This is a genomic window from Microcoleus sp. Pol12B4, assembly GCF_036701385.1.
Classification (GTDB): Bacteria; Cyanobacteriota; Cyanobacteriia; order Cyanobacteriales; family Microcoleaceae; genus Microcoleus.
Genome location: NZ_JAUBQR010000055.1, coordinates 1 through 20,884, shown reverse-complemented (window position 1 = coordinate 20,884; position 20,884 = coordinate 1). Strand labels below are relative to the sequence as shown.

Annotated in this window: 15 protein-coding genes, 1 tRNA gene and 1 pseudogene; 12 read left to right on the top strand and 5 right to left on the bottom strand. The window is 45.4% G+C overall.

From position 1 onward, the window contains the following. Window positions 1-177 precede the first annotated feature (177 nt). Complete coding sequence (locus tag QUA38_RS10415; protein ID WP_333161465.1) at window positions 178-960, top strand: MBL fold metallo-hydrolase; 783 nt, start codon at window positions 178-180, stop codon at window positions 958-960. Window positions 961-1,125: 165 nt separating this feature from the next. Then, on the top strand, window positions 1,126-1,821 hold the full coding sequence (locus QUA38_RS10410) for a fasciclin domain-containing protein (protein WP_333161463.1): 696 nt from the start codon (window positions 1,126-1,128) through the stop codon (window positions 1,819-1,821). A 137-nt stretch (window positions 1,822-1,958) separates the two neighbouring features. Here the strand turns inward: QUA38_RS10410 and QUA38_RS10405 are convergent, their stop codons facing one another. Next, entirely contained in the window at window positions 1,959-2,894 is a 936-nt protein-coding gene (locus QUA38_RS10405; protein WP_333161461.1) for a cobalamin-binding protein, read from the bottom strand. Between the two features lie 112 nt (window positions 2,895-3,006). Continuing rightward, window positions 3,007-5,697 (bottom strand): glycosyltransferase family 39 protein, encoded by a 2,691-nt coding sequence (locus QUA38_RS10400; protein WP_333161459.1) that lies wholly within the window; start codon window positions 5,695-5,697, stop codon window positions 3,007-3,009. A gap of 132 nt (window positions 5,698-5,829) precedes the next feature. On the opposite strand from QUA38_RS10400, the gene QUA38_RS10395 reads away from it, so the two are divergent. The 3 genes from QUA38_RS10395 (at window position 5,830) to QUA38_RS10385 (ending at window position 6,914) form a co-directional block, all read left to right on the top strand. Next, window positions 5,830-5,902, top strand: a tRNA-Phe gene (locus QUA38_RS10395). Between the two features lie 178 nt (window positions 5,903-6,080). Continuing rightward, window positions 6,081-6,302: a helix-turn-helix transcriptional regulator gene (locus tag QUA38_RS10390; RefSeq protein WP_333161457.1), complete on the top strand. Its 222-nt coding sequence runs from the start codon at window positions 6,081-6,083 to the stop codon at window positions 6,300-6,302. After that, window positions 6,303-6,914: a ScaI family restriction endonuclease gene (locus QUA38_RS10385; RefSeq protein WP_333161455.1), complete on the top strand. Its 612-nt coding sequence runs from the start codon at window positions 6,303-6,305 to the stop codon at window positions 6,912-6,914. On the opposite strand, the gene QUA38_RS10380 is transcribed toward QUA38_RS10385, so the two are convergent. Further along, complete coding sequence (locus QUA38_RS10380) at window positions 6,906-7,754, bottom strand: site-specific DNA-methyltransferase (RefSeq protein WP_333161453.1); 849 nt, start codon at window positions 7,752-7,754, stop codon at window positions 6,906-6,908. The genes QUA38_RS10385 and QUA38_RS10380 overlap by 9 nt on opposite strands. A gap of 170 nt (window positions 7,755-7,924) precedes the next feature. Between QUA38_RS10380 and ribBA the strand changes: the two genes are divergently transcribed. The 7 genes from ribBA (at window position 7,925) to QUA38_RS10345 (ending at window position 19,246) form a co-directional block, all read left to right on the top strand. Then, window positions 7,925-9,643 (top strand): bifunctional 3,4-dihydroxy-2-butanone-4-phosphate synthase/GTP cyclohydrolase II, encoded by a 1,719-nt coding sequence (gene ribBA, locus QUA38_RS10375; RefSeq protein WP_333161451.1) that lies wholly within the window; start codon window positions 7,925-7,927, stop codon window positions 9,641-9,643. Window positions 9,644-9,907: 264 nt separating this feature from the next. Beyond that, window positions 9,908-10,363 (top strand): HAD domain-containing protein, encoded by a 456-nt coding sequence (locus QUA38_RS10370; RefSeq protein ID WP_333161449.1) that lies wholly within the window; start codon window positions 9,908-9,910, stop codon window positions 10,361-10,363. A 49-nt stretch (window positions 10,364-10,412) separates the two neighbouring features. Further along, the gene (locus QUA38_RS10365; RefSeq protein WP_333161447.1) at window positions 10,413-11,852 is read left to right on the top strand and encodes a pentapeptide repeat-containing protein; all 1,440 of its coding nucleotides are present in this window, start codon (window positions 10,413-10,415) and stop codon (window positions 11,850-11,852) included. Between the two features lie 91 nt (window positions 11,853-11,943). Next, window positions 11,944-13,677 (top strand): ATP-binding protein, encoded by a 1,734-nt coding sequence (locus QUA38_RS10360; protein ID WP_333138683.1) that lies wholly within the window; start codon window positions 11,944-11,946, stop codon window positions 13,675-13,677. An 877-nt stretch (window positions 13,678-14,554) separates the two neighbouring features. After that, the gene (locus tag QUA38_RS10355) at window positions 14,555-15,559 is read left to right on the top strand and encodes an RNA polymerase sigma factor, RpoD/SigA family (protein ID WP_333068118.1); all 1,005 of its coding nucleotides are present in this window, start codon (window positions 14,555-14,557) and stop codon (window positions 15,557-15,559) included. Between the two features lie 463 nt (window positions 15,560-16,022). Further along, window positions 16,023-16,520: a hypothetical protein gene (locus tag QUA38_RS10350; RefSeq protein WP_333096088.1), complete on the top strand. Its 498-nt coding sequence runs from the start codon at window positions 16,023-16,025 to the stop codon at window positions 16,518-16,520. A 188-nt stretch (window positions 16,521-16,708) separates the two neighbouring features. Continuing rightward, window positions 16,709-19,246: a CHASE4 domain-containing protein gene (locus QUA38_RS10345; RefSeq protein WP_333161444.1), complete on the top strand. Its 2,538-nt coding sequence runs from the start codon at window positions 16,709-16,711 to the stop codon at window positions 19,244-19,246. Between the two features lie 57 nt (window positions 19,247-19,303). Here QUA38_RS10345 and cobO read toward each other — a convergent pair whose 3' ends face one another. Both cobO and QUA38_RS10335 read right to left on the bottom strand, forming a co-directional pair. Then, a complete protein-coding gene (cobO, locus tag QUA38_RS10340; RefSeq protein WP_333161442.1) occupies window positions 19,304-19,939 on the bottom strand; it encodes a cob(I)yrinic acid a,c-diamide adenosyltransferase in 636 nt (211 codons plus the stop codon). Window positions 19,940-20,009: 70 nt separating this feature from the next. After that, window positions 20,010-20,588 (bottom strand): annotated as a pseudogene (locus tag QUA38_RS10335) (Uma2 family endonuclease). Between the last annotated feature and the right edge of the window lie 296 nt (window positions 20,589-20,884).

The window sequence follows — 20,884 nt, the reverse complement described above, 5'->3', positions numbered from 1 at the left end:
GCCCACAAAAGGATACAAGCCCCCGAAAATGGTCGTGGTGAACCCCAAGTTTTAGACGAAAGTTCCATATCCCAGATTCATCTGTGGAGTAAATCTAAAATCTAAAATCTAAAATCGACTGACTGTGTTTTGTGGTATAACAACAAACGACCAACACCCGACAACCCCAACCACAAGATGAAACGGCGACAATTAATACGTTACGCACAGACGGGTTTGCTAGCAGCTTTAGCAACTGGTTTACCATCTGGATGGGAAAGCTATCAAGCTCAAACTGCTGATTCTTTGTCGGTTCAGTGGTTGGGCCACACTTGCTTCTTGTTCGCCGGAGGCGGTGCGAGGGTGCTGGTGAATCCTTTTCGCCCCCTGGGCTGTACGGCAGGCTATCGCTCTCCTCAAGTGCCAACAGATTTGATTCTGATTAGCAGCCGATTGCTCGATGAAGGGGCGATCGATGGATTTGCGGGCAATCCCGGCCTTTTGTACGAGCCTGGGGCTTACAGGTCTAACGGGCTGCGGATTCAAGGGATTCGGACCCAAAAAGACCGTGAGGGAGGAAGGCGATTTGGGGTTAATGTGGCTTGGCTGTGGCAGCAAGCGGGCGTTAAGATTTTACACTTGGGCGGAGTGGCTGGCCCGATCGGCATTGAAGAGCAAATCTTGATCGGGCGGCCAGATATCGTGCTGATCCCCGTGGGCGGAGGGCCGAAAGCTTACACTCCGGCGGAAGCGAAGCAAACTTTGCAACTTCTCAAACCAAAGATGGTGATTCCGACACATTTCAAAACCCAAGCCGCCGATGCTGCTGCGTGCGATTTGGTGCCGCTAGATGAATTCTTGGCGCTGATGGATGGTACGCCGGTGCGCCGAGTGAATAATGACACGATTTCGATCAAATCTGCTGACTTACCCCAAACTGGTTCGGTGATTGAGGTTTTGAGTTACAGATTTAGCAGTTGATGCCAGATTTATTAGCTTGCGTTATAGTAAGGAAGTTTTGGTCGATCGGGGATTCAAGAGAATTTTCTTGCTATCTTAGCCTCTGGCAACCTTGCCTTTTGTCGAGATTTGGCTAACATAACAATTCATGTTCACTGTTTTATCTCATAAGGAAATGCAAGCGCAATGAAAAATCAAAATTTACCTAGCTGGATGAAACAACTGACAGGTTTCGCAGGAATAATCGGCGCTAGCGCGCTAATCGGTTTCCCGGCTTGGGCTCACATCACCTCCAGCACCAATGTTGCTAATGCAACTCAAACTTCACAAGTTGCAGGAAAAGTGAAAACCGCTGCTTCACCGGCACCAACTGGCACTACACAGGCACCAACTGGTGCTACACAGGCACCAACTGGTGCTACACAGGCACCAACTGGCACTACACAGGCACCAACTGCCGCTGGTAAAGATATTGTTGCTATTGCATCTGGCGACGCTCAATTCAAGACGCTGACAAAGGCTTTGGGAGCGGCAGGTTTGGTTGCAACTTTACAAGGCAAAGGCCCTTTCACTGTTTTTGCTCCGACTGACGCGGCATTTGCTGCTTTGCCAAAAGGAACTGTGGAGAATTTGCTCAAACCGGAAAACAAAGCCCAACTTACTAAGATTTTAACTTACCACGTTGTTCCTGGTTCGGTTTTATCTACTAGCCTGAAATCCGGCGATGTTAAAAGTGTTGAAGGCACCTCGCTGAAGGTGGCCGTTAGCGCAGGCAAAGTTACTGTCAGCGGCGCTAATGTTGTGAAAGCTGATATCAAAGCTAGCAACGGCGTTATTCACGTAATTGACAAGGTATTGATGCCCCCTTCTCCAACAAGGTAGGCTAGCGTTTTTTACATCAATTGATGTCAGATTCGGTTAAATGGAAGTGAAATAAGGACACAACAATGTTGTGTCCTTATTTGTATGGCAGGCAATTCAGAATTAATATTGATAAAGCTTTAGCTAGCTGCGGCTATCTACAAAAAAGGCTGCCAACCCTTACCCCGGTAGCCAAAATCGAAGATTTCGGGATGGAGAATTTCTGCTAAAATTTCTAACGAATCAACCAATCTCGGCCCCGGCCGATTAAAGTAAGAATTGCCGTCAGTTATGTAAACTTTCCCAGTTTTTACTGCTTGCAAATTAGGCCATTCTGGGTTTTTAGTTATCTGCATTGCTTCGCTGCGAGTGCGGCTTAAATCAAAGCCGCAAGGCATGAAAATAATTACATCGGGATTAGCTTCTACTAGCGATTCCCATTTTAACCAAGGGGAATGTTCCCCGACAATTCCAAACAGCGAATTGCCTGCCGCCATTGCCACTAATTCGGGAATCCAGTTACCCGCACCCATCAAAGGCTCAATCCACTCGATGCAAGCTACTTTGGGAAGTCTCTCTTTTGTGGTAATAATAGATGATGCTTGTGTTTTCGAGGTAATAGCATCGATGCGGGATTGCAAAAGGTCGATCGCACTTTTGCCATCTACACCCAAAGCATCAGCAACTCGCTGAATATCCGTCCAGATTTCTGCTAGCAGATTCGGCTGCAAAGAAATAATTTCCGGCTTACTATTTACCAGCGTGCTTACTGCTTGTTCAACCTCTGTAAGAGAACAAGCGCAGACTTCACATTGAGCTTGAGTAATAATGTGAGTCGGCTGCAATTTTTCCAAAGTATCTATTTCTACTTTATAGACACTTAGCGCATTTTGCAACAATTCTGTCACGCGGTTGTGAATTTCGCTGCTAGTTCCTTCGGGATTGAATTTAGGCTGAGTGCAAACAGGTAAATTTTGGATTTCTGGGGGATAGTCGCATTCGTGGGAACGGCCCACAATTGCATCGGTTAATCCTAAAAATGCTACAATTTCGGTGGCACTGGGAATTAGAGAGACAATTCTTGGTTGGTTCATTGGTTTTCTGTTTTTTACAGATTTAGAAGCACAGGCTTTACAGATTTAAAAGCACAGGCTTTACAGATTTAGAAGCACAGGCGGGACGCCTGTGCCACAATAAAAGGGATTGTTAAACTTTCAACTTTTTTAAGAATTGCAAATCTTGCCATGCTTGAATGAGATTACCTTGCATTAGAGCCGCTACACCGTTTAAAACTCTAATTTCCGGTACGTTGGAGTTGAGAGCGAGAGCAGGTTTTAAGGCTATTTGAGCGGCTTTGGGATGCCAGCCGTACAGGTGTACGAAAGCGAGATAGGCGTAAGCGTAAGGGTTTTTTGAGTCGAGTTGAGTGACTTTTTCTAAGGCGGCAATCGAACTTTTGACATTCTGCTGCAATACCCGAGAAAATGCCAAAGCATAAGCCAATTCTAGATTATTTGGTTCCTGCTCCAACCGATATTCTAACGCTTGTTCCGCTTGCACGGTATAATCTTGAATTGGATCGTACTGATTGATGCGCCCAATCTGCTCGAACACGGGTTCTAAACCTGGCAATCCTTTGGGTAAATTAACCGCCATCGCCCGCAATTGAGTTACCAAATCTAACTCAGGCTTATCTGTATTATCCTCGTTCCCAGGCTCTGCCTGAGAACGCATATCCAGAGGCTCTGCCTCGATTTTAACATTAACTGCAGGCACATTAATCGGATAAGTTTCGTCGGTTTTCCGATTTAGATAAGTAGCTTGCAGATTGTAAATTCCCGGTGCAATATTAGCAGGAGGAAGCATCGCCGTGCGATCGACAACTTGAAACCCCACAGCAAATTTATCCGCTTCCAGCATCCCCGGATGCAAAGTCGCCTGGGCGATCGCGCGATCGTGTAAAATCCTGAAAGCCTGTCCCGGTGGAATATCGCCAGACTGCTGATTTTGCCACGTTACCAACACTAAACCAGACTGCAACTGCTGCCAAGGCCCAGACCAAGTATAAGTAATTGGCAGCGCGACTCCGGGAACTGCTTTGGCCGCGACAGTAACTAGATCTAATTGTACTAGCGATCGCGCTTCATTCAACGGCTGTATTTCGACAGGCTGCACTCGCTTGCGATAAAGGTTTAAATTAGTATAATCTGGCAAAAGCCAAGTTTTTTCTAACTGAAATTTATCACCTTTTTCAATCGCGGTTACGGCTGCATTTTGAGCTTCTTTAATCCGTTCGCGAATCGAACCTTGCGGGCCACTTTTAGTTACGAACCAAGAGAGCGATCGCACATCTTGCGGCACTTGTTTTAAATTCGTTCCCACCTGCCGCCCGTAAACCTGAAAATTAGCCAAAGCACCGTAAAAATTCAAATTATGCTGGTTAATTTCCGGCGTCGAAGGCAACACGCCTAAAGTAGATTGCAAATAAGGTTCCCTATCAATAATTTCTGCAATTACCTCTCGGTGTGGCCACTCTTTTCCCAAGTAAGGATAGTTAGAATTGCCGGGACTGATAATTTGGACTAAGCTATGTCCAAAAGCACCTCCCAGGGGCCACATATGGAACAGCATCGCCAGAATTGCCAAGGCAATTGTACCCCAGCGAATTTGTCGTCCCCAGCGAGAAGGCCACAGCGTTAAACAGTAGGCTAAGAAAATAGATAAAACTGGCAAATAAGGTATCACATATCGGTCGTCTTTGTTGATATTTAGAGAATTAATTAAATAAGCTCCTCCCCAGAAAACAGCCAGCCAGCGACAGGAGTTGAGATGCAAGATTGACGAACTATTTTGCCCGCGACGCCAATAAAGTATCAATCCTACTAAGGGAATAAGTAACAGAGGCCAAGAAATGTGTTCTGGTAAGTGTTGACCGTAGTAAATCCAAGCGTCGATCGTATTGATGCCCGGATCTCCTTCGGCGATCGCAGAATCCACTGTTGCCCGTTTTCCCCCGGTCAAAATTAACAGCCAATTGGTTTTCGCCCAGGGCCCAAACACAGCCACCGACAGCAACAGAGCACCAGTTAATTGACCTAATCTCCCCCAAGCTTTTTGGCGCACAGCACCCACAGCCAGCCACACAATCGGGGTAAACAGAAATAATACGGTAGTGTGTTTAACTAATATTGATAAGCCGAGAGAAATTCCAAAGGCGATCGCCCAAAAAAAAGATGATGGGGAGAGGGGGAGAGTGGGGGAGGGGGAAAGGGAGGAAGTGGGAGAGGGGGAGAATTTATACTTTTTATTCGTTCGTTCTTTCAACTGAGTTCTATAGGTTACATCCGTTACATCCGTTACAGAATCCGTTGCCGAACTTCTTCCTTCAGATGCCTTCCACATAGTCAGACAATAGAAAGCAAAAGTAATCGCAGCAGTGAGGGGATAGTCGAGCAAAAATTGCAAGCGGAACCGATAAAGTCCCGGTAACAAAACGCAAATTGCAGCGGCCCACAAACCGACTTGCCGGTTAAATAATTGGACGCCCAGACTGTAGACAGAGGCGAGGAGAATTGCACTAAATAATAGATGAACGAGGGTTGCCCGATCGTCCCCTGTACCGAAAACCTGAAGAAACGGAACCGTTAAGATGTATGCCAAGGGCGGAATTTTCGTCGAAAGCAGCCAGAAGTTTGTCCACCACTCCCCGGAAAGCCACTGAGGATGCTGCAACGCCTGCAAGTATTTCAGGGTGCTAGTCAGGTAGTCTGCCTGATCCCACGCCGGGACAGATCGATCGAGGGCAAACCAGAGGCGATCGCTAATTGCCCCCAGCAGCCAAATTATGCCCAGGACAAGCAGACTCTTGCCCTTGCTGTCCCGATGTTGCTGTGCCATTGCGATTCTTGGATTTTAGGTTGCAGCTTTTAGCTTACAGGCGGGCGGTTCCGGGCGATCGAAAATTAATTTGAAAAAGTGCTTGCTAAATTCTGTATGTGTCTGCTAAGATAGTAAAGCGCGAAAAAACAAGCCGGGATAGCTCAGTTGGTAGAGCAGTGGACTGAAAATCCACGTGTCACGAGTTCAAGTCTCGTTCCTGGCATCGCAAAGCCCTCACAAAGTTGAGGGCTTTTTTTGTTTAGGCACTTGCTCCTCGGAGAATCCAGATCTTTCTGCCTTTGTTCTAATTAACACTCATAGTGTGTAGATTTAAAGCGTTTTTTCAATTTAACACTCATAGTGTGTAGATGTGAAACACTTATAAGCTTTATATTTTTGGCGTGACAAAAAATTATCAGCTTAAAATATTTGGCGAACAAGTTCGGAAATTGAGAAAAGCTAGGGGGCTAAGCCAAGAGGAGTTAGCTGAACTAGCAGAACTGCATCGAAATTACATTGGCGGCATTGAACGTGGCGAGAGAAATGTTGCACTTCTCAATATTGTGCGTCTAGCTAAAGCTTTAGAAGTACCGCTAAGCAAATTGTTGGAGGGGATAGAGTAAATGACTTCACCTTATGCGGGGCTTGGCACAGAAGATTGGGCAGTAAAAACGCGGGAACTGATAGAGATACATCCACTTAGCCCCAACGAAATATATGAAGTAGTAATTCAAGTGTGGCGAGAAATATTTGAATCTAATCTAACCAGCAAAAACTATAAAATAGGTGTAGATTTATTTCCCCGCCCCCAAATTATGGGCTATTTTTTGCACGAACTCATCCCATTAGAATTGACTAGGCGATACCCAGAAGTTTGGCGTCGCGAAGAAACTGCTACTGAAAAAGATGTGGTCTGTCTTCTAGATGATTGCTTCTCGATCGAGATTAAAACTTCTTCAAGTAATCGTAATACATATGGAAATCGCAGTTATACTCAACTAAGCACTACTGGTATAGAAGGAAAGAAGAATAAATCGGGCTATTATCTTGTTGTTAATTTTCAGAAATTCAACAAAAACATTCAAGGCTCACAACTACCGCAGATTAATTTAGTCAGATTTGGATGGTTAGACCGAGAAGATTGGCAAGGTCAAGCCGCTGCAACTGGGCAGCAAGCGAAATTAAGTCCTGCTGTTGAACGTTATAAATTGCTGCAATTACCAACTTTAGAATAAAGATAACTGTGCTTCTCTGAGTTCCTTGTCCATCAAAAAATTATCGATTCTATTAGCCAAAATCTCACAGTAATCAGCCTTAATTTCAAATCCAATAACTTGTCGCTGCAAACCCAGAGCCACAATTGCTGTAGTCCCGGAACCCATAAACGGATCTAAAACAATGTCGTTTAAATTCGATGCAGACTTGATGATGCGATCGACAACAGCAACAGGAAATTGAGCGGGGTGAGGCGTGCGTTCTTTGGAAGCTCGGTTTTTCCCCGACGTAACTTTTGGGAACTGCCAAACATCCGTCGGATTTTTGCCTTTTAAGTTTACTTTAATCTTGCCGTTCTTTTTCTGATTCGGATATTTCACATTTGGGTCGCGTACTTCATCCAAATTAAATGTATACTTATCTTGATTTTTTACATACCAGAGAAACTTTTCATTGCGGGGTGAAAAGAACTTGCTGCCCGCAACTCCCGCGCCGTAGTTCCAGACAACTTCTTGAATCAGATAAAAAGGCACTTTGTCCCAAAGCAGGTAGGAAATCGGAATTGCTTTTGCCCGATCGCGAATTGACAAATAACCTAAATTCAGCCAAAACGCTCCTCGAGCGCTCGTTACCCGGTAAACCTCCGCTATCCACTGCTCGCACCAGTTTAAATACTCATCTAACACCAAGAATTTTTCGTACTCCTTGCCGATGTTATAAGGCGGGCTGGTAACGGTTAAATCTACAAATTGATCGGGCAGCAGCTTCAAGGCTTGCAAACAATCCATGTTATAAATTAAGCAATTAGGAGCTTGGAAGTACGGTTTACCTAAAATATTCGCGATCTCACTCAAGCTCATGAAATATTGGGGAGAGATTTTGTTGACAAGATGCAATAATTATAGTAAGTGACTTTAAAAAGATTGTCAAACTCATCTGGACAGGGGAATCGCCCTGCCGGAAACAAAAGGTTACAATCACAAATACCTTCTATTTCCATAACATTACTGTTTATAGCTTGAACTCCTCAGTGACAAATAACAACACCTCAACTCAATCCTTTCAATTTGACTCAATTGACAGCGCCCTCGTAGACCTCAAAGCAGGTCGCATGGTGGTAGTAGTCGATGACGAAAATCGCGAAAACGAAGGCGACGTGATTTGTGCCGCCCAATTCGCCACCCCCGACAACATCAATTTCATGGCCGTGAATGCGCGGGGTTTGATTTGTCTGGCCTTGAGTGGCGAAAGGCTCGATCGCCTGGAATTGCCCCTGATGGTCAGCAAAAACACTGACAACAACCAAACTGCCTTCACCGTCAGCATCGATGCAGTCAACGGGGTCAGTACCGGCATCTCCGCCGAAGACAGAGCCCGCACGATCCAAGTAGCCATCCACCCGGACACTAAACCTCAAGACTTGCGGCGTCCCGGTCACATTTTCCCCCTGCGGGCGATCGACGGTGGCGTCCTCAAACGCGCCGGTCACACCGAAGCTTCGGTTGACCTCGCCAGACTCGCGGGTCTGTATCCCAGCGGCGTCATCTGCGAAATTCAAAACCCCGACGGTTCGATGGCGAGGTTACCCGAATTAATCGAGTACGCTAAACTCCACAACCTTAAAATAATCAGTATTGCCGACTTAATTAGCTACCGACTCAAGCACGATCGATTTGTCCGCCGCGAAACCGTCGCCAAATTGCCCACTCAATTCGGCGATTTTATGATTTACGCCTACCGCGACACTCAAGACAACTCAGAACACGTCGCCGTTGTCAAGGGCGACCCGGCAGAATTTAAAGACAAACCCGTGATGGTGCGGGTGCATTCCGAATGCCTGACCGGCGATGCTTTGGGTTCCCTGCGCTGCGACTGTCGGATGCAACTGCAAGCCGCACTGAAAATGATCGAAAATGTCGGTTCAGGCGTCATAGTTTACTTGCGCCAAGAAGGTCGGGGCATTGGATTGGTAAATAAACTAAAAGCTTACTCGCTGCAAGACTTGGGATTAGATACAGTAGAAGCCAACGAACGGTTGGGATTTCCCGCCGACTTGCGGAACTACGGCGTCGGAGCACAAATGCTCAACGATTTGGGAGTTAAAAAAATTCGGTTGATTACCAACAACCCGCGCAAAATTGCAGGGTTAAAAGGTTACGGCATTGAAGTAGCCGATCGCGTCCCCTTACTAATTGAAGCCACAGATTACAACTCGATCTATCTGGCAACAAAAGCCGAAAAACTCGGTCATATGCTGTTGCAAACTTATTTACTAACAGTCGCGATTCAGTGGAAGGAACCGAAGGCAGAAAATAGAAGCCAGAAAACAGAAGGAAAAGAGGAAGATTCTGCCGCCATCCAAGATCGGTACGAACACCTCGAAAAACTGCGGCATTTGGCGGCTAACCAGCACTTGCTGCTGCAAGAAGAAGCGCGGCCGGTGGGAATAGCCCTTTTCGGAGAAGGCTCCCTCATCGTTCATCTAGGCTTCGATCAAGCCGGACTCGCAGCCCCCGACTGGTACAGAGAGCCAAACCATCCTTACGTCAGGGCGATCGGCAAAATTCTGGGCGAAATCAGCACTGAGCCGAATTTGCAAACATTAGAATTCATGGTTTCCTCCGGAGGAGATCCGCTCAAAACCCTGCAAGTCCAGCTCGATCGCGAGACATTCCTTTTGTCGGAATTAACCGGAATTTGCGATCGGCTCGAACCTCAAAAAATCTACAGTTTTGCTCCTCTTCCCTGAAGGCAGAAGGTAGAAGCCAACCCCCCTACCCCATCAGGGGGGAAGGCAGAAGCCAAGAAAAACTGTGAATTTTAGAATAATACTTGTTGATACCAGCATTTTCTTTTCGTCAGAAAGCAGCCACCAATAAAAACAGTGAATAACAATGTTGATTGCAGTCTAACAAGTCGATGTAGCGAACACTTGAGAGAGAATCGTCGCTGCACATTTATATTATTAAACAGTATTAATACTCATTATGTTATTCACTAGGACTTTTAGTTAATGTTAATTTTTTTAGACATTGATGGTGTACTTATTCCTGACAGAAGACATGAAACATCGAGTTTGCAAACAGATATAATGAAATTTAATTCAGTTTGCCTTAATCACTTTGAAAACGTCCTTCGTTCCTATCCTAATGCGCGAGTAGTAATTTCATCTTCCTGGCGTGAAATATTCCCCTTCGAGGTAATCCAGCCCTTATTTTCACCAGATATCGCTATCCGTGTTATCGGATTCACCCCTTTTCTCAACCCTAAAAATATTCACAAACACAAATATTTACGACACCAGGAAGTTCTTGAGTATCTTCGACAAAATCAAGCAGAAAACTCACCTTGGGTAGCCATTGACGATATTCCAGAACACTATCCACCAGATGCACCAGTTGTGGCTATTGATGATTACAATGGTTTTGACCAGAACTCAGCCAAGGTACTTTCAGAATATCTAACTTGATTTCAAAGGTTAGGAAAAAAAGTATCGGAATAGAGAGGGTGAATTTGATATGGAAATGAACGTTGGTGACTTTCTGCACCGACTCGATCTCAGGGGACAAGCACTTAAAGGCACCAACCTTGGCGGTGCGGAACTCCGGGGGGCCAACCTCCGAGGCACGGATCTCCGAGAAACCAACCTCAGCGGCGCTATGCTCAGGTATGCAGACTTGATTGAAGCCGACCTCAGCGGTGCTAATCTCAGCGGGGCGGATTTAGCTGAATCATTTCTTAATTTAGCTAACCTCACTAGAGCTGATTTGACTGGTGCTGTCCTCCGAGAAGCTAATCTCGTAGGAGCCGAATTCACGGGCGCCAACCTCAAACAAGCAAGTTTGATCAAGGCTAATTTAGTTGGAGCCAATTTCCACGAAGCCAACTTAACCAGAGCCAACCTTAGCGGGGCAGATTTGCGGGGTTCTCAGTTGAGCGGGGCCATTTTAGACAAGGCGGTATACAACAACCGGACTATCTTTCCCGATGATATTGATCCGGGTGCACTGGGAGCATTTTTGCTAGCTCCCAATGCTTCGCTCCCTGGCTTAAATCTGGCTATGGTAGATTTGACCGAAGCCGATTTAAAAGGAGCCGATTTGCGGCGGACAAACTTATACAAAGCTATTTTATTTGGTGCAAAACTCGATCGGGCAAACTTAGCAGGAGCCAACCTCAGCGCAGCGGACTTGAGGGAAGCTAGTTTGAGCGGCACGATTTTGGAGAAAGCTGTTTACAGCAACAAAACATTGTTTTCAGAAGGCATTGACCCCGCTCTGGGCGGAGCTTATTTAATTGCTCCCAATGTATCGCTGCAAGGGGTAAACTTAACGGGAGCCGACTTAAACGGGTCAGATTTAAGCGGAGCTAATTTGAGCGGTTCTAACTTAAGTTCTGTTAATCTCAAAAATGTAGACCTCAGCAGAGCTAGCTTAAAAAAAGCTTACCTCAAAGGTGCAAACTTAGAGCAAACAGATTTGAGAGGAGCCGATTTAAGTGGGGCAATTTTACACCAAGTAAACTTGAGTTCTGCTGACCTCCGGGGTGTAGACTTAACAAGGGCTGACCTCAGCGGCGCTAATTTAAAGGATGCTGATTTGAGGGAGACAGATTTCACGGGAGCTACTTTGCTGTTCGCTAACTTGAGCGGGGCAGACTTGAGAGGTGTAGACTTAACAAAAGCTGACCTCAGCGGCGCTAAGTTAACCGAAGCTGACCTCCGAAAAGCAGATTTGATGAGAGTAAATTTGGAGGGAGCAGATTTAACTGAGGCAGACTTGAGCGATGCTCATTTATTCCGAGTTAATCTCAGAGGTGCTAACCTGAAAGGTACTAACCTCAAAGGCGCAAGTTTAAAAGGGGTATTTTTGACCGACGCTTATTTGAGCGAAACGGATTTGACCGATGTACACCTGAGTCCGAGTTATTTTGAATTGCCACTAGAATCGGAATGGTAATTAGTTGACTGTTAACAATCGAAAATCTAAAATCAAAACTCGCCCAGCGAAAATTGCTCGATTATTAACAATCTAAAATCTAAAATCTAAAATGGATCGACCGTTAGGCTCTGTTATTCAAGGTTCTCTGAGCAAGGGATTAGAAGTGCGACTGCACGCCGACGTTTCGGTGGAAGATATGAGGGTGGGGAAATTTCTAGTAGTGCGGGGGGTGCGATCGCACTTTTTCTGTATGCTCACCGACGTGTCTCTCGGAACTTCTAGCGCCCGCATTTTATCGAATCCTCCCAATCCCGACGACGATTTTCTTCTCGCAGTGCTAGCCGGTAGCAGCACCTACGGTACGATCGAACTGTCGCCGATGTTGATGTTGACCGCTGAGCGAGAAAAACAGCAGGCAATTTTCGACCCTACGAAAAACGGCGGAGTTCGCGAGAATAAGCTGGCGTTAGGAAATTTGGCTTCTTTTGAGTCACAAACCGGCGCGGATATTGAGTTGCTGCCAGTCAAAACTATTCCCAGCCACTTTTCCCAGGTGTTTGATGCCAAAGAAACCGATTTTCGGGCAGTTTTTGGCTGGGAAGATGACCCGTACCGCCGCAATTTTGCGATCGGCAAACCGATTGACATGGACGTTGCTGTGTGCTTGGATTTAGACCGATTTGTGGAACGCAGCAACGGCGTTTTTGGGAAGTCGGGAACGGGAAAATCTTTTCTGACGCGCTTGCTATTGTCAGGAATTATTCGCAAGCAAGCTGCGGTTAATCTAATTTTTGATATGCACTCGGAGTACGGGTGGGAAGCAGTTTCGGAAGGAAAACAGTTCAGCACTGTGAAAGGTTTGCGGCAGTTGTTTCCCGATAAAATGCAGATTTATACCCTTGATCCAGAATCGACAAAACGCCGCGGAGTCCGCGACGCTCAAGAGTTGTTTTTGAGTTTCGATCAAATTGAAGTGGAAGACATCGCGCTAGTGCAGCGCGAGCTAAATTTGTCGGAAGCTAGTATCGAAAATGCGATTATTTTGCGAAATGAGTTGGGCAGTGGTTGGATCAACAAGTTGCTGGAAATGACCAACGAAGATATCCAAATGTTTTGCGAAGAAAAACGGGGAAATAAGTCTTCGATTATGGCTTTGCAGCGAAAGTTAGAGCGATTAAACGATTTGAAATACATTCGGAAACGCTGTCCGAAAAATTATGTAACTGAAGTTTTGCAGTGTTTGGATGGCGGGAAGAATGTAGTAATTGAGTTCGGTTCCCACTCGGATTTGCTGTCGTATATGTTGGCTGCAAATGTGATTACTCGCCGCATTCACCAAGCTTACGTGCGGAAAGCAGAGAAGTTTTTGCAGAGTAAAAATCCGTGCGATCGCCCGCAGCCGTTGGTGATTACCATTGAAGAAGCTCACCGCTTTCTCGATCCGGCGATCGTGCGATCGACTATTTTCGGTACGATCGCGCGAGAAATGCGAAAATACTTTGTCACCCTGCTAATTGTAGACCAGCGTCCCTCCGGCATTGATGCCGAAGTCATGTCGCAAGTCGGAACGCGGATCACAGCTTTGCTAAACGATGATAAAGACATCGACGCTATTTTTACTGGCGTTTCGGGAGGGCAGAGTTTGCGTTCAGTTTTGGCAAAACTCGACTCCAAACAGCAAGCATTAGTTTTGGGACACGCCGTACCCATGCCCGTAGTCGTGCAAACTCGCCCCTATGACGAGCAATTCTACAGAGAAATTGGGGATATTGACTGGCAAGAAATGCCCGATGAACAAGTATTTGCCGAGGCAGAATCTGCAAAAATGGATTTGGGATTTTAGATTGACAACTCCTAGATTCATTACAGAAATTAGGCAAATGTTACTGTAAATTAGTCTTGGCGAACAATTGGCGATCGCTGGCAATTAGAGAAATATCAGATTTTTGCCTCAGTTATAAACGAAAAAGTGCGATCGAACCTCACAAAAATTAGACCCCAGCTTTCAGTCAGAACCTTTTCCCCTTTCACCCCCTCACCCCTCATCCCTAACTGCCCAAAATTTGCATAAGCTTAAACATGATGGAGATGATGGAGCCTAGGGGCACAGTGAAAGTCAAACAGGGCAACAGCCAGCCTTTATACACCTTGTCCTTACTCGTATCAGAATTTGGTTAGCATATTTAAATAAAAATGTCAACAAATATTTTAAACACTTACTCCCATCTAATACGGCGATCGAGTTCGGTTATCTCGCATCCCACCATCTAGGCAGCGAGAAAATTTCAAGCGATGATGGAACAGAGAGCAAAACAAAGCCCTCGAATTGCATGAGTCTGTTTGCATGAGTATTGTGAAGTTGAGTGGCAGTTAAAACTAACAGGGAATTCAAAACCTTAAGGAAAAATGTAGAATCTTGACCTTAAGACAGAGGTTTTTACTCTTTACGATCCTCAAAATTGGGAATAATATTGAGAAAACTAAACTCTTGCTTCACTTCGCCTTAAACTAGCCGTTAAAGCTAGCGAGCTACGGAAAATCGACGGCGATTACTGGAAATCAAGCACAAAAGTAATCCCAAACAAAAAGCTTCTACCGATCGTCACCGATAAACAAGAGGGGAAACATCCCCTTTGTCGCAGTCTTTATCCCACTTTTACAAGTGGGACAGGGTATCACCAACTTTTTATCTGTTGTTACAAGGAGTGCAATACTCACCCATGTCCACCACAACCCCCAAAAACAAAACAGTGAAAGCCGATCGCATGGGCAGCCGGCCATACTCCTCAACGGATACGGTTCGTACCTATCTGCACGAGATCGGTCGCGTACCCCTGCTAACCCGAGAAGAAGAAATTGTTTTCGGGAAGCAGGTGCAGCAAATGATGAAATTAATCGAAGCAAAACAAGCACTTGCTAAAGAATGGCAGCGGGATCTGACGAATCAAGAGTGGGCTGCCGAAATGGAGTTGACCGAACCTGAACTTAGCCGCATCTTACACATAGGGCGGCGGGCCAAGCAAAAGATGATTGAAGCGAATTTGCGGCTAGTAGTGGCGATCGCCAAAAAATACCAGAAACGCAATATGGAATTCTTGGATTTAATTCAAGAAGGCACCCTTGGTTTAGAACGAGGAGTCGAAAAATTTGACCCGATGCGGGGATACAAATTTTCTACCTATGCCTACTGGTGGATTCGCCAAGCAATTACCCGCGCGATCGCCCAACACGCCCGCACAATTCGATTGCCAATTCACATCACCGAAAAACTCAACAAAATCAAAAAAGTGCAGCGGGAACTTACCCAGCAGTTGGGCCGGTCTCCCTCCCCCGGGGAAATTGCCGCGGCTTTGGAACTGCACCCTTCCCAAATTCGGGAATACCTGCTGATGGCAAGACATCCAGTTTCTTTGGACTTGCGGGTAGGAGACAACCAAGATACTGAACTGCAAGAACTCTTAGAAGACGAAACTGCATCTCCAGACAACTACATTACCTCGGAGTTGCTGCGGCAAGACCTCGATACTTTGATATCAGAACTGACCCCCCAGCAGCGAGATGTAATAATTCTGCGCTTCGGTTTGGAGGACGGCACAGAAATGTCTCTGGCGAAAGTCGGAGAACGGTTAAATCTCAGCCGGGAACGGGTGCGGCAGCTAGAACATCAAGCCCTTGCCCACCTGCGCCGCCGGCAATCTCAAGTCCGAGAATACTTGGCTAGTTAGTCACTAAAAAAAGTTGAGATTTTCCAAAATCTCAACTTTTTTTATGTCTATACCAGTTTAAAAAAAGTGTTTATGTAGGCCAGCGATTCAAACCATTAGGCAATAGGTCATTCCCAATTACTGCATTCTTTAATCTCAAACAGGGCTGACGCACTATCGAAGTTAAATCAAGGGTTTGAAATTGGTTCACTAAGTTGTCTTCGGACATAAAATCGTAGTATATGCGTCCAAGACTATAAAACTTAAAATCTAAAATGGTATTATTGGACGGGTGGATTTCCCAATCAGGGTGGACGCAAAATTTATCACAACTAATCTTAGATTTAAGTTCAGGCATCGGGCGGGCGATCGTTCCTTCAAGTTAATAGCCAACATTAAGCAAAATACCCGGTTTCTCTACAATCTTTGTGAAACTGGTACAAGAGGCGTTTGGAACCAGCTATTTTAAATTTTGGGGTCTGGAGTGGTTTTGACTTATTTGATATTGACACGAAGTTTAGAAGCGATCGCGATCGTGCTTGCTCTCTGGCCCGGTAACTTGAGCATCGCATTCCCCGCACGCCGGGCACACGACTCGGACATCAAATCCGGCGTTTTAAGCTCGCAATCTCCGCCAAATCCTGAGCCAGATACAGCTAGCACAGGTTTAGCAGATGGCATTTACCTCTACGGCCAGTCGAGCAAGCCAGAGGAAATTAAACAAGAATATTTTGTATTTGAAATGCGGCAGAGTAAGGTAGTCGGCGCTTTTTACCTGCCTCGGTCTGCTTTTTACTGTTTTTACGGCACAAGCGATCGAACTCAGTTAAATTTAATAGTAGTGGACAGTTACGACGGCAGTCGCTCTCCCTACTCCGTAAACCTGCAACAATATTACCCAATTTCCACCATCAGCGACAACGATCGGCGCATCTTGGGTATTTGCAAAGAATCTCACAAACAGCAGGTGTGGGAAAAGTAGGAAACACGCGCTGCGCCACCAGTCAATCGATTTTAGATTTTAGATTTTAGATTTTAGATTTGAAGAAAGCAACCTCACTGATATATCGGGAGCCCCCGGACCAAATTGCTTTCGGTCAGGGTTCAGGAAACAGTAGTAAAATTGCTCCTGAGTTGAGAATTTCGGACGGACACCACACACATGGCAAGATGAAACTGCGTCGGAAAACACTATCGATCATTGGCATTACCATCGCTGGATTGACTGGCATTCTGTATGTCGCCTCCTCAAGCATCCTCTTGGGCAGCATGATCAAAGCAGAGGAACAAGAAGCCACACAGGTTGTCAAGGGAGTGCTCAATGTGTTCGGGCAAACCGCAGATGACTTTAACTCGCGCTTTGCCGACTGGTCGTCCTGGGACGACACCTACACTTTCATCCAAAACCGCAACTCAAAATTCATTGCCTCCAATTTAATTCCAGAAGGGCTGGCTAATATAAGAGTTAATATAGCCATATTTGTCAATACTTCTGGCAAAATAGTTTACAGTACGGGTTTAGACAGCCAAAAGCTGAAACTAACGCCTGTTCCAGAAGCATTAAAACGGCGCATTTCTCTCAGCGACCCGCTGTTGCAGCACCCCAACGCCAAAAGCAGCCTCGCTGGTATCCTGCTGCTACCGTCAGGGCCAATACTGATTACTTCCCGGCCTATTCTCACGACTAAAAGCACCGGCCCGATCCGAGGTACGCTGATATTCGGGCGCAATTTGGATGCTACGGGCATTGCGAAGGTTTCTAAAATTACTCGCTTGCCGCTAATCGTACACAGCGTGCAGGAGGCTCGGTTGCCTGCAGACTTTCAGAATGCGCGAGAGAAACTGTCGGAAAAAAAACCGATTTTGGTGCGTCCTTTAAGCGAAGAGTCGATCGCGGGTTACGCTTTGATCAGGGATATTTACAACCAACCTGCGCTGCTATTGCGGGTGGATATCCCCAGAGAAATATATCGGCAAGGTCAGATTAGTTTGCTGTACCTGCTGGGGTCTGTAGCGTTAGTGGGAGTTGGGTTGGTCGGCTGCACTCTGCTACTGCTAGAGCGTCTTGTACTGTCTCGGTTGAGCGGTTTGGCGAAAGCAGTGAAGCGCGTCAGTAGCAGCCAAGACCTCTCAGTGCGACTACCGGTGACGGGCGAAGACGAGTTGTCCGACCTTGCCCATACTATCAACGGAATGTTGAGTGCGATCACCCAAGCCGAAAGCGAACAACTTGAGGAAAAAGCCCGATACCGAGCCGTAGTCGAGCAAGCTACAGATTGTATATTCCTGTGGGAGGCTCAAACCAAACGCCTTTTGGAAGCCAATACAGCGTTTAGAGACTTGCTCGATTACAGTCCTGATGCCATTTCGCAACTAACTATTTACGATATCATCGCTTACTCTAAAGACCTAATTGACAACAATATCGAGTTGCTGCTGACGGACAAACAATTCAGAATTGGCGAAGTTCTCTACCGCCGCCGAGACGGTTCCTGCGTGGATGTGGAAGTGAGCGGGAGCGTGATTTCCTACGGCGGCCGCGAGATTATTTGCACGGTTGTCCGCGACATTACTGAGCGCAAGCAAGCCGAAGCCGAACTGCGAGCTTCCGAAGAACGCTACAGACTTTTGTTTAAAAATAACCCCCATCCGATGTGGGTTTACGATTTAGAAACTCTGGAATTTATAGCCGTCAATCAGGCTGCTGTCCAGCACTACGGCTACACTCGCGACGAATTTCTCAACATGACCGTTATAGACATTCGTCCCCCCCAAGAGCTGCCGAGATTGCTAGAAAATATCTCCCAAGTAGATGCCGGTATTGAGTTTGCAGGTGTGTGGCAGCACCAGAAAAAAGACGGCACAATTATTGATGTTGAAATTACTTCTTATGCCATGCTATTTGATAGCAGAAATGCTGAATTAGTGATGGCTCACGACGTGACCGACCGCTTGCAAGCCGAGGCAGAACTCTACAAGGCAAAGGAAGCCGCAGAAGCAGCTAGTTTGGCTAAAAGCCAGTTTTTGGCTAACATGAGCCACGAACTGCGAACCCCTCTGAATGCGATTATCGGTTACAGCGAGATTCTGCAAGAAGAGGCTTTAGATTTGGGCGAAGAAAATTTTGTGTCGGATTTGGAGAGAATTCACCATTCAGGCCAGCTTTTACTTTCCTTAATTAATGATATTCTGGACTTGTCTAAGATTGAAGCCGGTCACGCGGAACTTGAATTAGAAACTTTTGACGTGTCGGAGGCAGTTCAAGATGTCGCCAGAACTGTTGAACCGCTATTTTTGCGAAACACTAATCGCCTGAATGTGGAGTGCCCTAATAATATTGGCGAATTGTATTCCGATCAAATTAAATTTACTCAAATTTTATTTAATTTGCTCAGCAATGCAGCTAAGTTTACTCATAAAGGGACAATTACACTCAGCGTTGAAAAAATTAAAAATGACGAGAATAGTTGGGATTCAGAACAGTTAATTATTAAGTGTACGGATACGGGAATTGGGATTACTCCTGAACAGCTACAAAAGTTATTTCAACCTTTTACGCAAGCTGATGCTTCGACTACCCGCAAGTACGGAGGTACGGGTTTGGGTTTAGCCATAGCGCAGAAATACTCTCAGATGCTGGGGGGAGAAATTACTGTGAGTAGCGAGTTTGGCAAGGGGTCAACTTTTACTTTAACGTTGCCAGCATAGGATATATCTAAGATTTTAGATGTGAGATTGGTGAAAAAGTCCTGACTGCAAAAAACATTAATACTCAATACCTGGTTGAGCTTTAATACCTTGTTCTCGGAATGGATGCTTAACTAATGTCATTTCTGTCACCAAATCGGCTCGTTCAATTAGTGCATCTGGCGCGCCTCTGCCTGTTAAAATAATGTGGGTTTGTTCTGGTTTTTTTTCTAACCCGGAGATTACTTGCTCTACCCGCAAATAACCTAGTTTTAATGCTATATTAACTTCATCTAGAAGAACTAATTTAAATTCGGGATTGCAGATGAAATTTAGGGATTTTTCCCAGGCTTTTTGAGCTATTTCGATATCTCGATCGCGGTCTTGGGTGTCCCAGGTAAAGCCTTCCCCCATTGCGTGGAATTCTAACTGTTTTTCCCAGAGTTGAAACACGGCTTTTTCTGCGGGTTCCCAAGCTCCCTTGATAAATTGTACTATGGCGACGCGGTATCCGTGACCGAGCGATCGCACAACCATTCCCAAGGCTGCCGTGGTTTTCCCTTTACCGTTACCCGTATTGACTATAATTAAACCTTTTTCTTTTGAGGAGTTAGCGATTCGCTGCGCCTGTACTTCTTGGCGACGCTGCATTTTCTGTTTGTGTTGTTCGGCTGTTAAGCCAGTGGTTGCAGTGGTTTCTATATTGGTTTCCATAGTATTTTTTAACCGTAGATGAACGAGAAAGAGGAACGCAAATAAACGCTGATAGATGCAATATTTCTAGTTATTGCCACAGTGTTTTCAAGTTTAGCACGAAACCTGGCAAAATATCTTCTCCTGAAAGTTCTATTGGACATTCCAAAACTTCTATTTCTTGTCCTTGGCGATAGATTTCGATTCTCCCGGTTTTGTGGTTGATTAACCAGCCGAGTTTTACTTGATTATCCATGTATTCTTGCATTTTGCCTTGGGTATCTTTTAAACTGTCGGTTGGCCACATTAACTCTAAGACAAAATCCGGGGCAATGGGAGGAAACTTTTGTTTGTGTTCGGGAGTGAGTGCATCCCATCTTGATTTTTAAATCCAAGAGACATCGGGAGAACGGTTTGCACCGCTGGGCAGTTGGAAGCAAGTTGAAGAATCGAAACAAATTCCCAGTTGAGTTGGTCTGTTCCAAATCACAAAGTCAGCATTAATTTCTGAGTTGTAATTTCCAGTTTCTCCTCCTGTGGGTGGCATAACGATTATTTCTCCCTTGGCATTGCGTTCAAATTTGACATCGGGGTTTTCGCAACACAATTGATAAAATTGGTCGTCGGTTAGTTTAACTATGGAATTGAAGTTGATGGTAACTGCTATCATGGTATTTTATCAGGATGCGTTGGGATTTTTAAGCCACATAATATAATGTATCTGAATGCGGATAAATGCTGAGCGATGCAGATGCTGTAAATATTATTGATGTGGGAAAGAGGATTTGAGTAGTAGTTTTTGGTAGGCAATTGGGATGTTACTATATCACCTACTTATAACTAGCTCTCTATAGTTTTATAAAAAGCTTTTTGAAGAAAACACTTACATACATACCAATAATAAAATGCAATGTTGATTTCACTAAACAATTTAGGTACTCCCTCTAGTAAACTGGAGAATATCTT

What these genes read in the sequence shown, in the direction of transcription:
- QUA38_RS10355 (WP_333068118.1), top strand. Translation starts at nt 14,555, where the DNA reads ATGTCCACCACAACCCCCAAAAACAAAACAGTGAAAGCCGATCGCATG.
- QUA38_RS10370 (WP_333161449.1), top strand. Translation starts at nt 9,908, where the DNA reads ATGTTAATTTTTTTAGACATTGATGGTGTACTTATTCCTGACAGAAGA.
- QUA38_RS10405 (WP_333161461.1), bottom strand. Translation starts at nt 2,894, where the DNA reads ATGAACCAACCAAGAATTGTCTCTCTAATTCCCAGTGCCACCGAAATT.
- QUA38_RS10345 (WP_333161444.1), top strand. Translation starts at nt 16,709, where the DNA reads ATGAAACTGCGTCGGAAAACACTATCGATCATTGGCATTACCATCGCT.
- QUA38_RS10410 (WP_333161463.1), top strand. Translation starts at nt 1,126, where the DNA reads ATGAAAAATCAAAATTTACCTAGCTGGATGAAACAACTGACAGGTTTC.
- QUA38_RS10400 (WP_333161459.1), bottom strand. Translation starts at nt 5,697, where the DNA reads ATGGCACAGCAACATCGGGACAGCAAGGGCAAGAGTCTGCTTGTCCTG.
- QUA38_RS10360 (WP_333138683.1), top strand. Translation starts at nt 11,944, where the DNA reads ATGGATCGACCGTTAGGCTCTGTTATTCAAGGTTCTCTGAGCAAGGGA.
- QUA38_RS10385 (WP_333161455.1), top strand. Translation starts at nt 6,303, where the DNA reads ATGACTTCACCTTATGCGGGGCTTGGCACAGAAGATTGGGCAGTAAAA.
- QUA38_RS10415 (WP_333161465.1), top strand. Translation starts at nt 178, where the DNA reads ATGAAACGGCGACAATTAATACGTTACGCACAGACGGGTTTGCTAGCA.
- cobO (WP_333161442.1), bottom strand. Translation starts at nt 19,939, where the DNA reads ATGGAAACCAATATAGAAACCACTGCAACCACTGGCTTAACAGCCGAA.
- QUA38_RS10380 (WP_333161453.1), bottom strand. Translation starts at nt 7,754, where the DNA reads ATGAGCTTGAGTGAGATCGCGAATATTTTAGGTAAACCGTACTTCCAA.
- QUA38_RS10365 (WP_333161447.1), top strand. Translation starts at nt 10,413, where the DNA reads ATGGAAATGAACGTTGGTGACTTTCTGCACCGACTCGATCTCAGGGGA.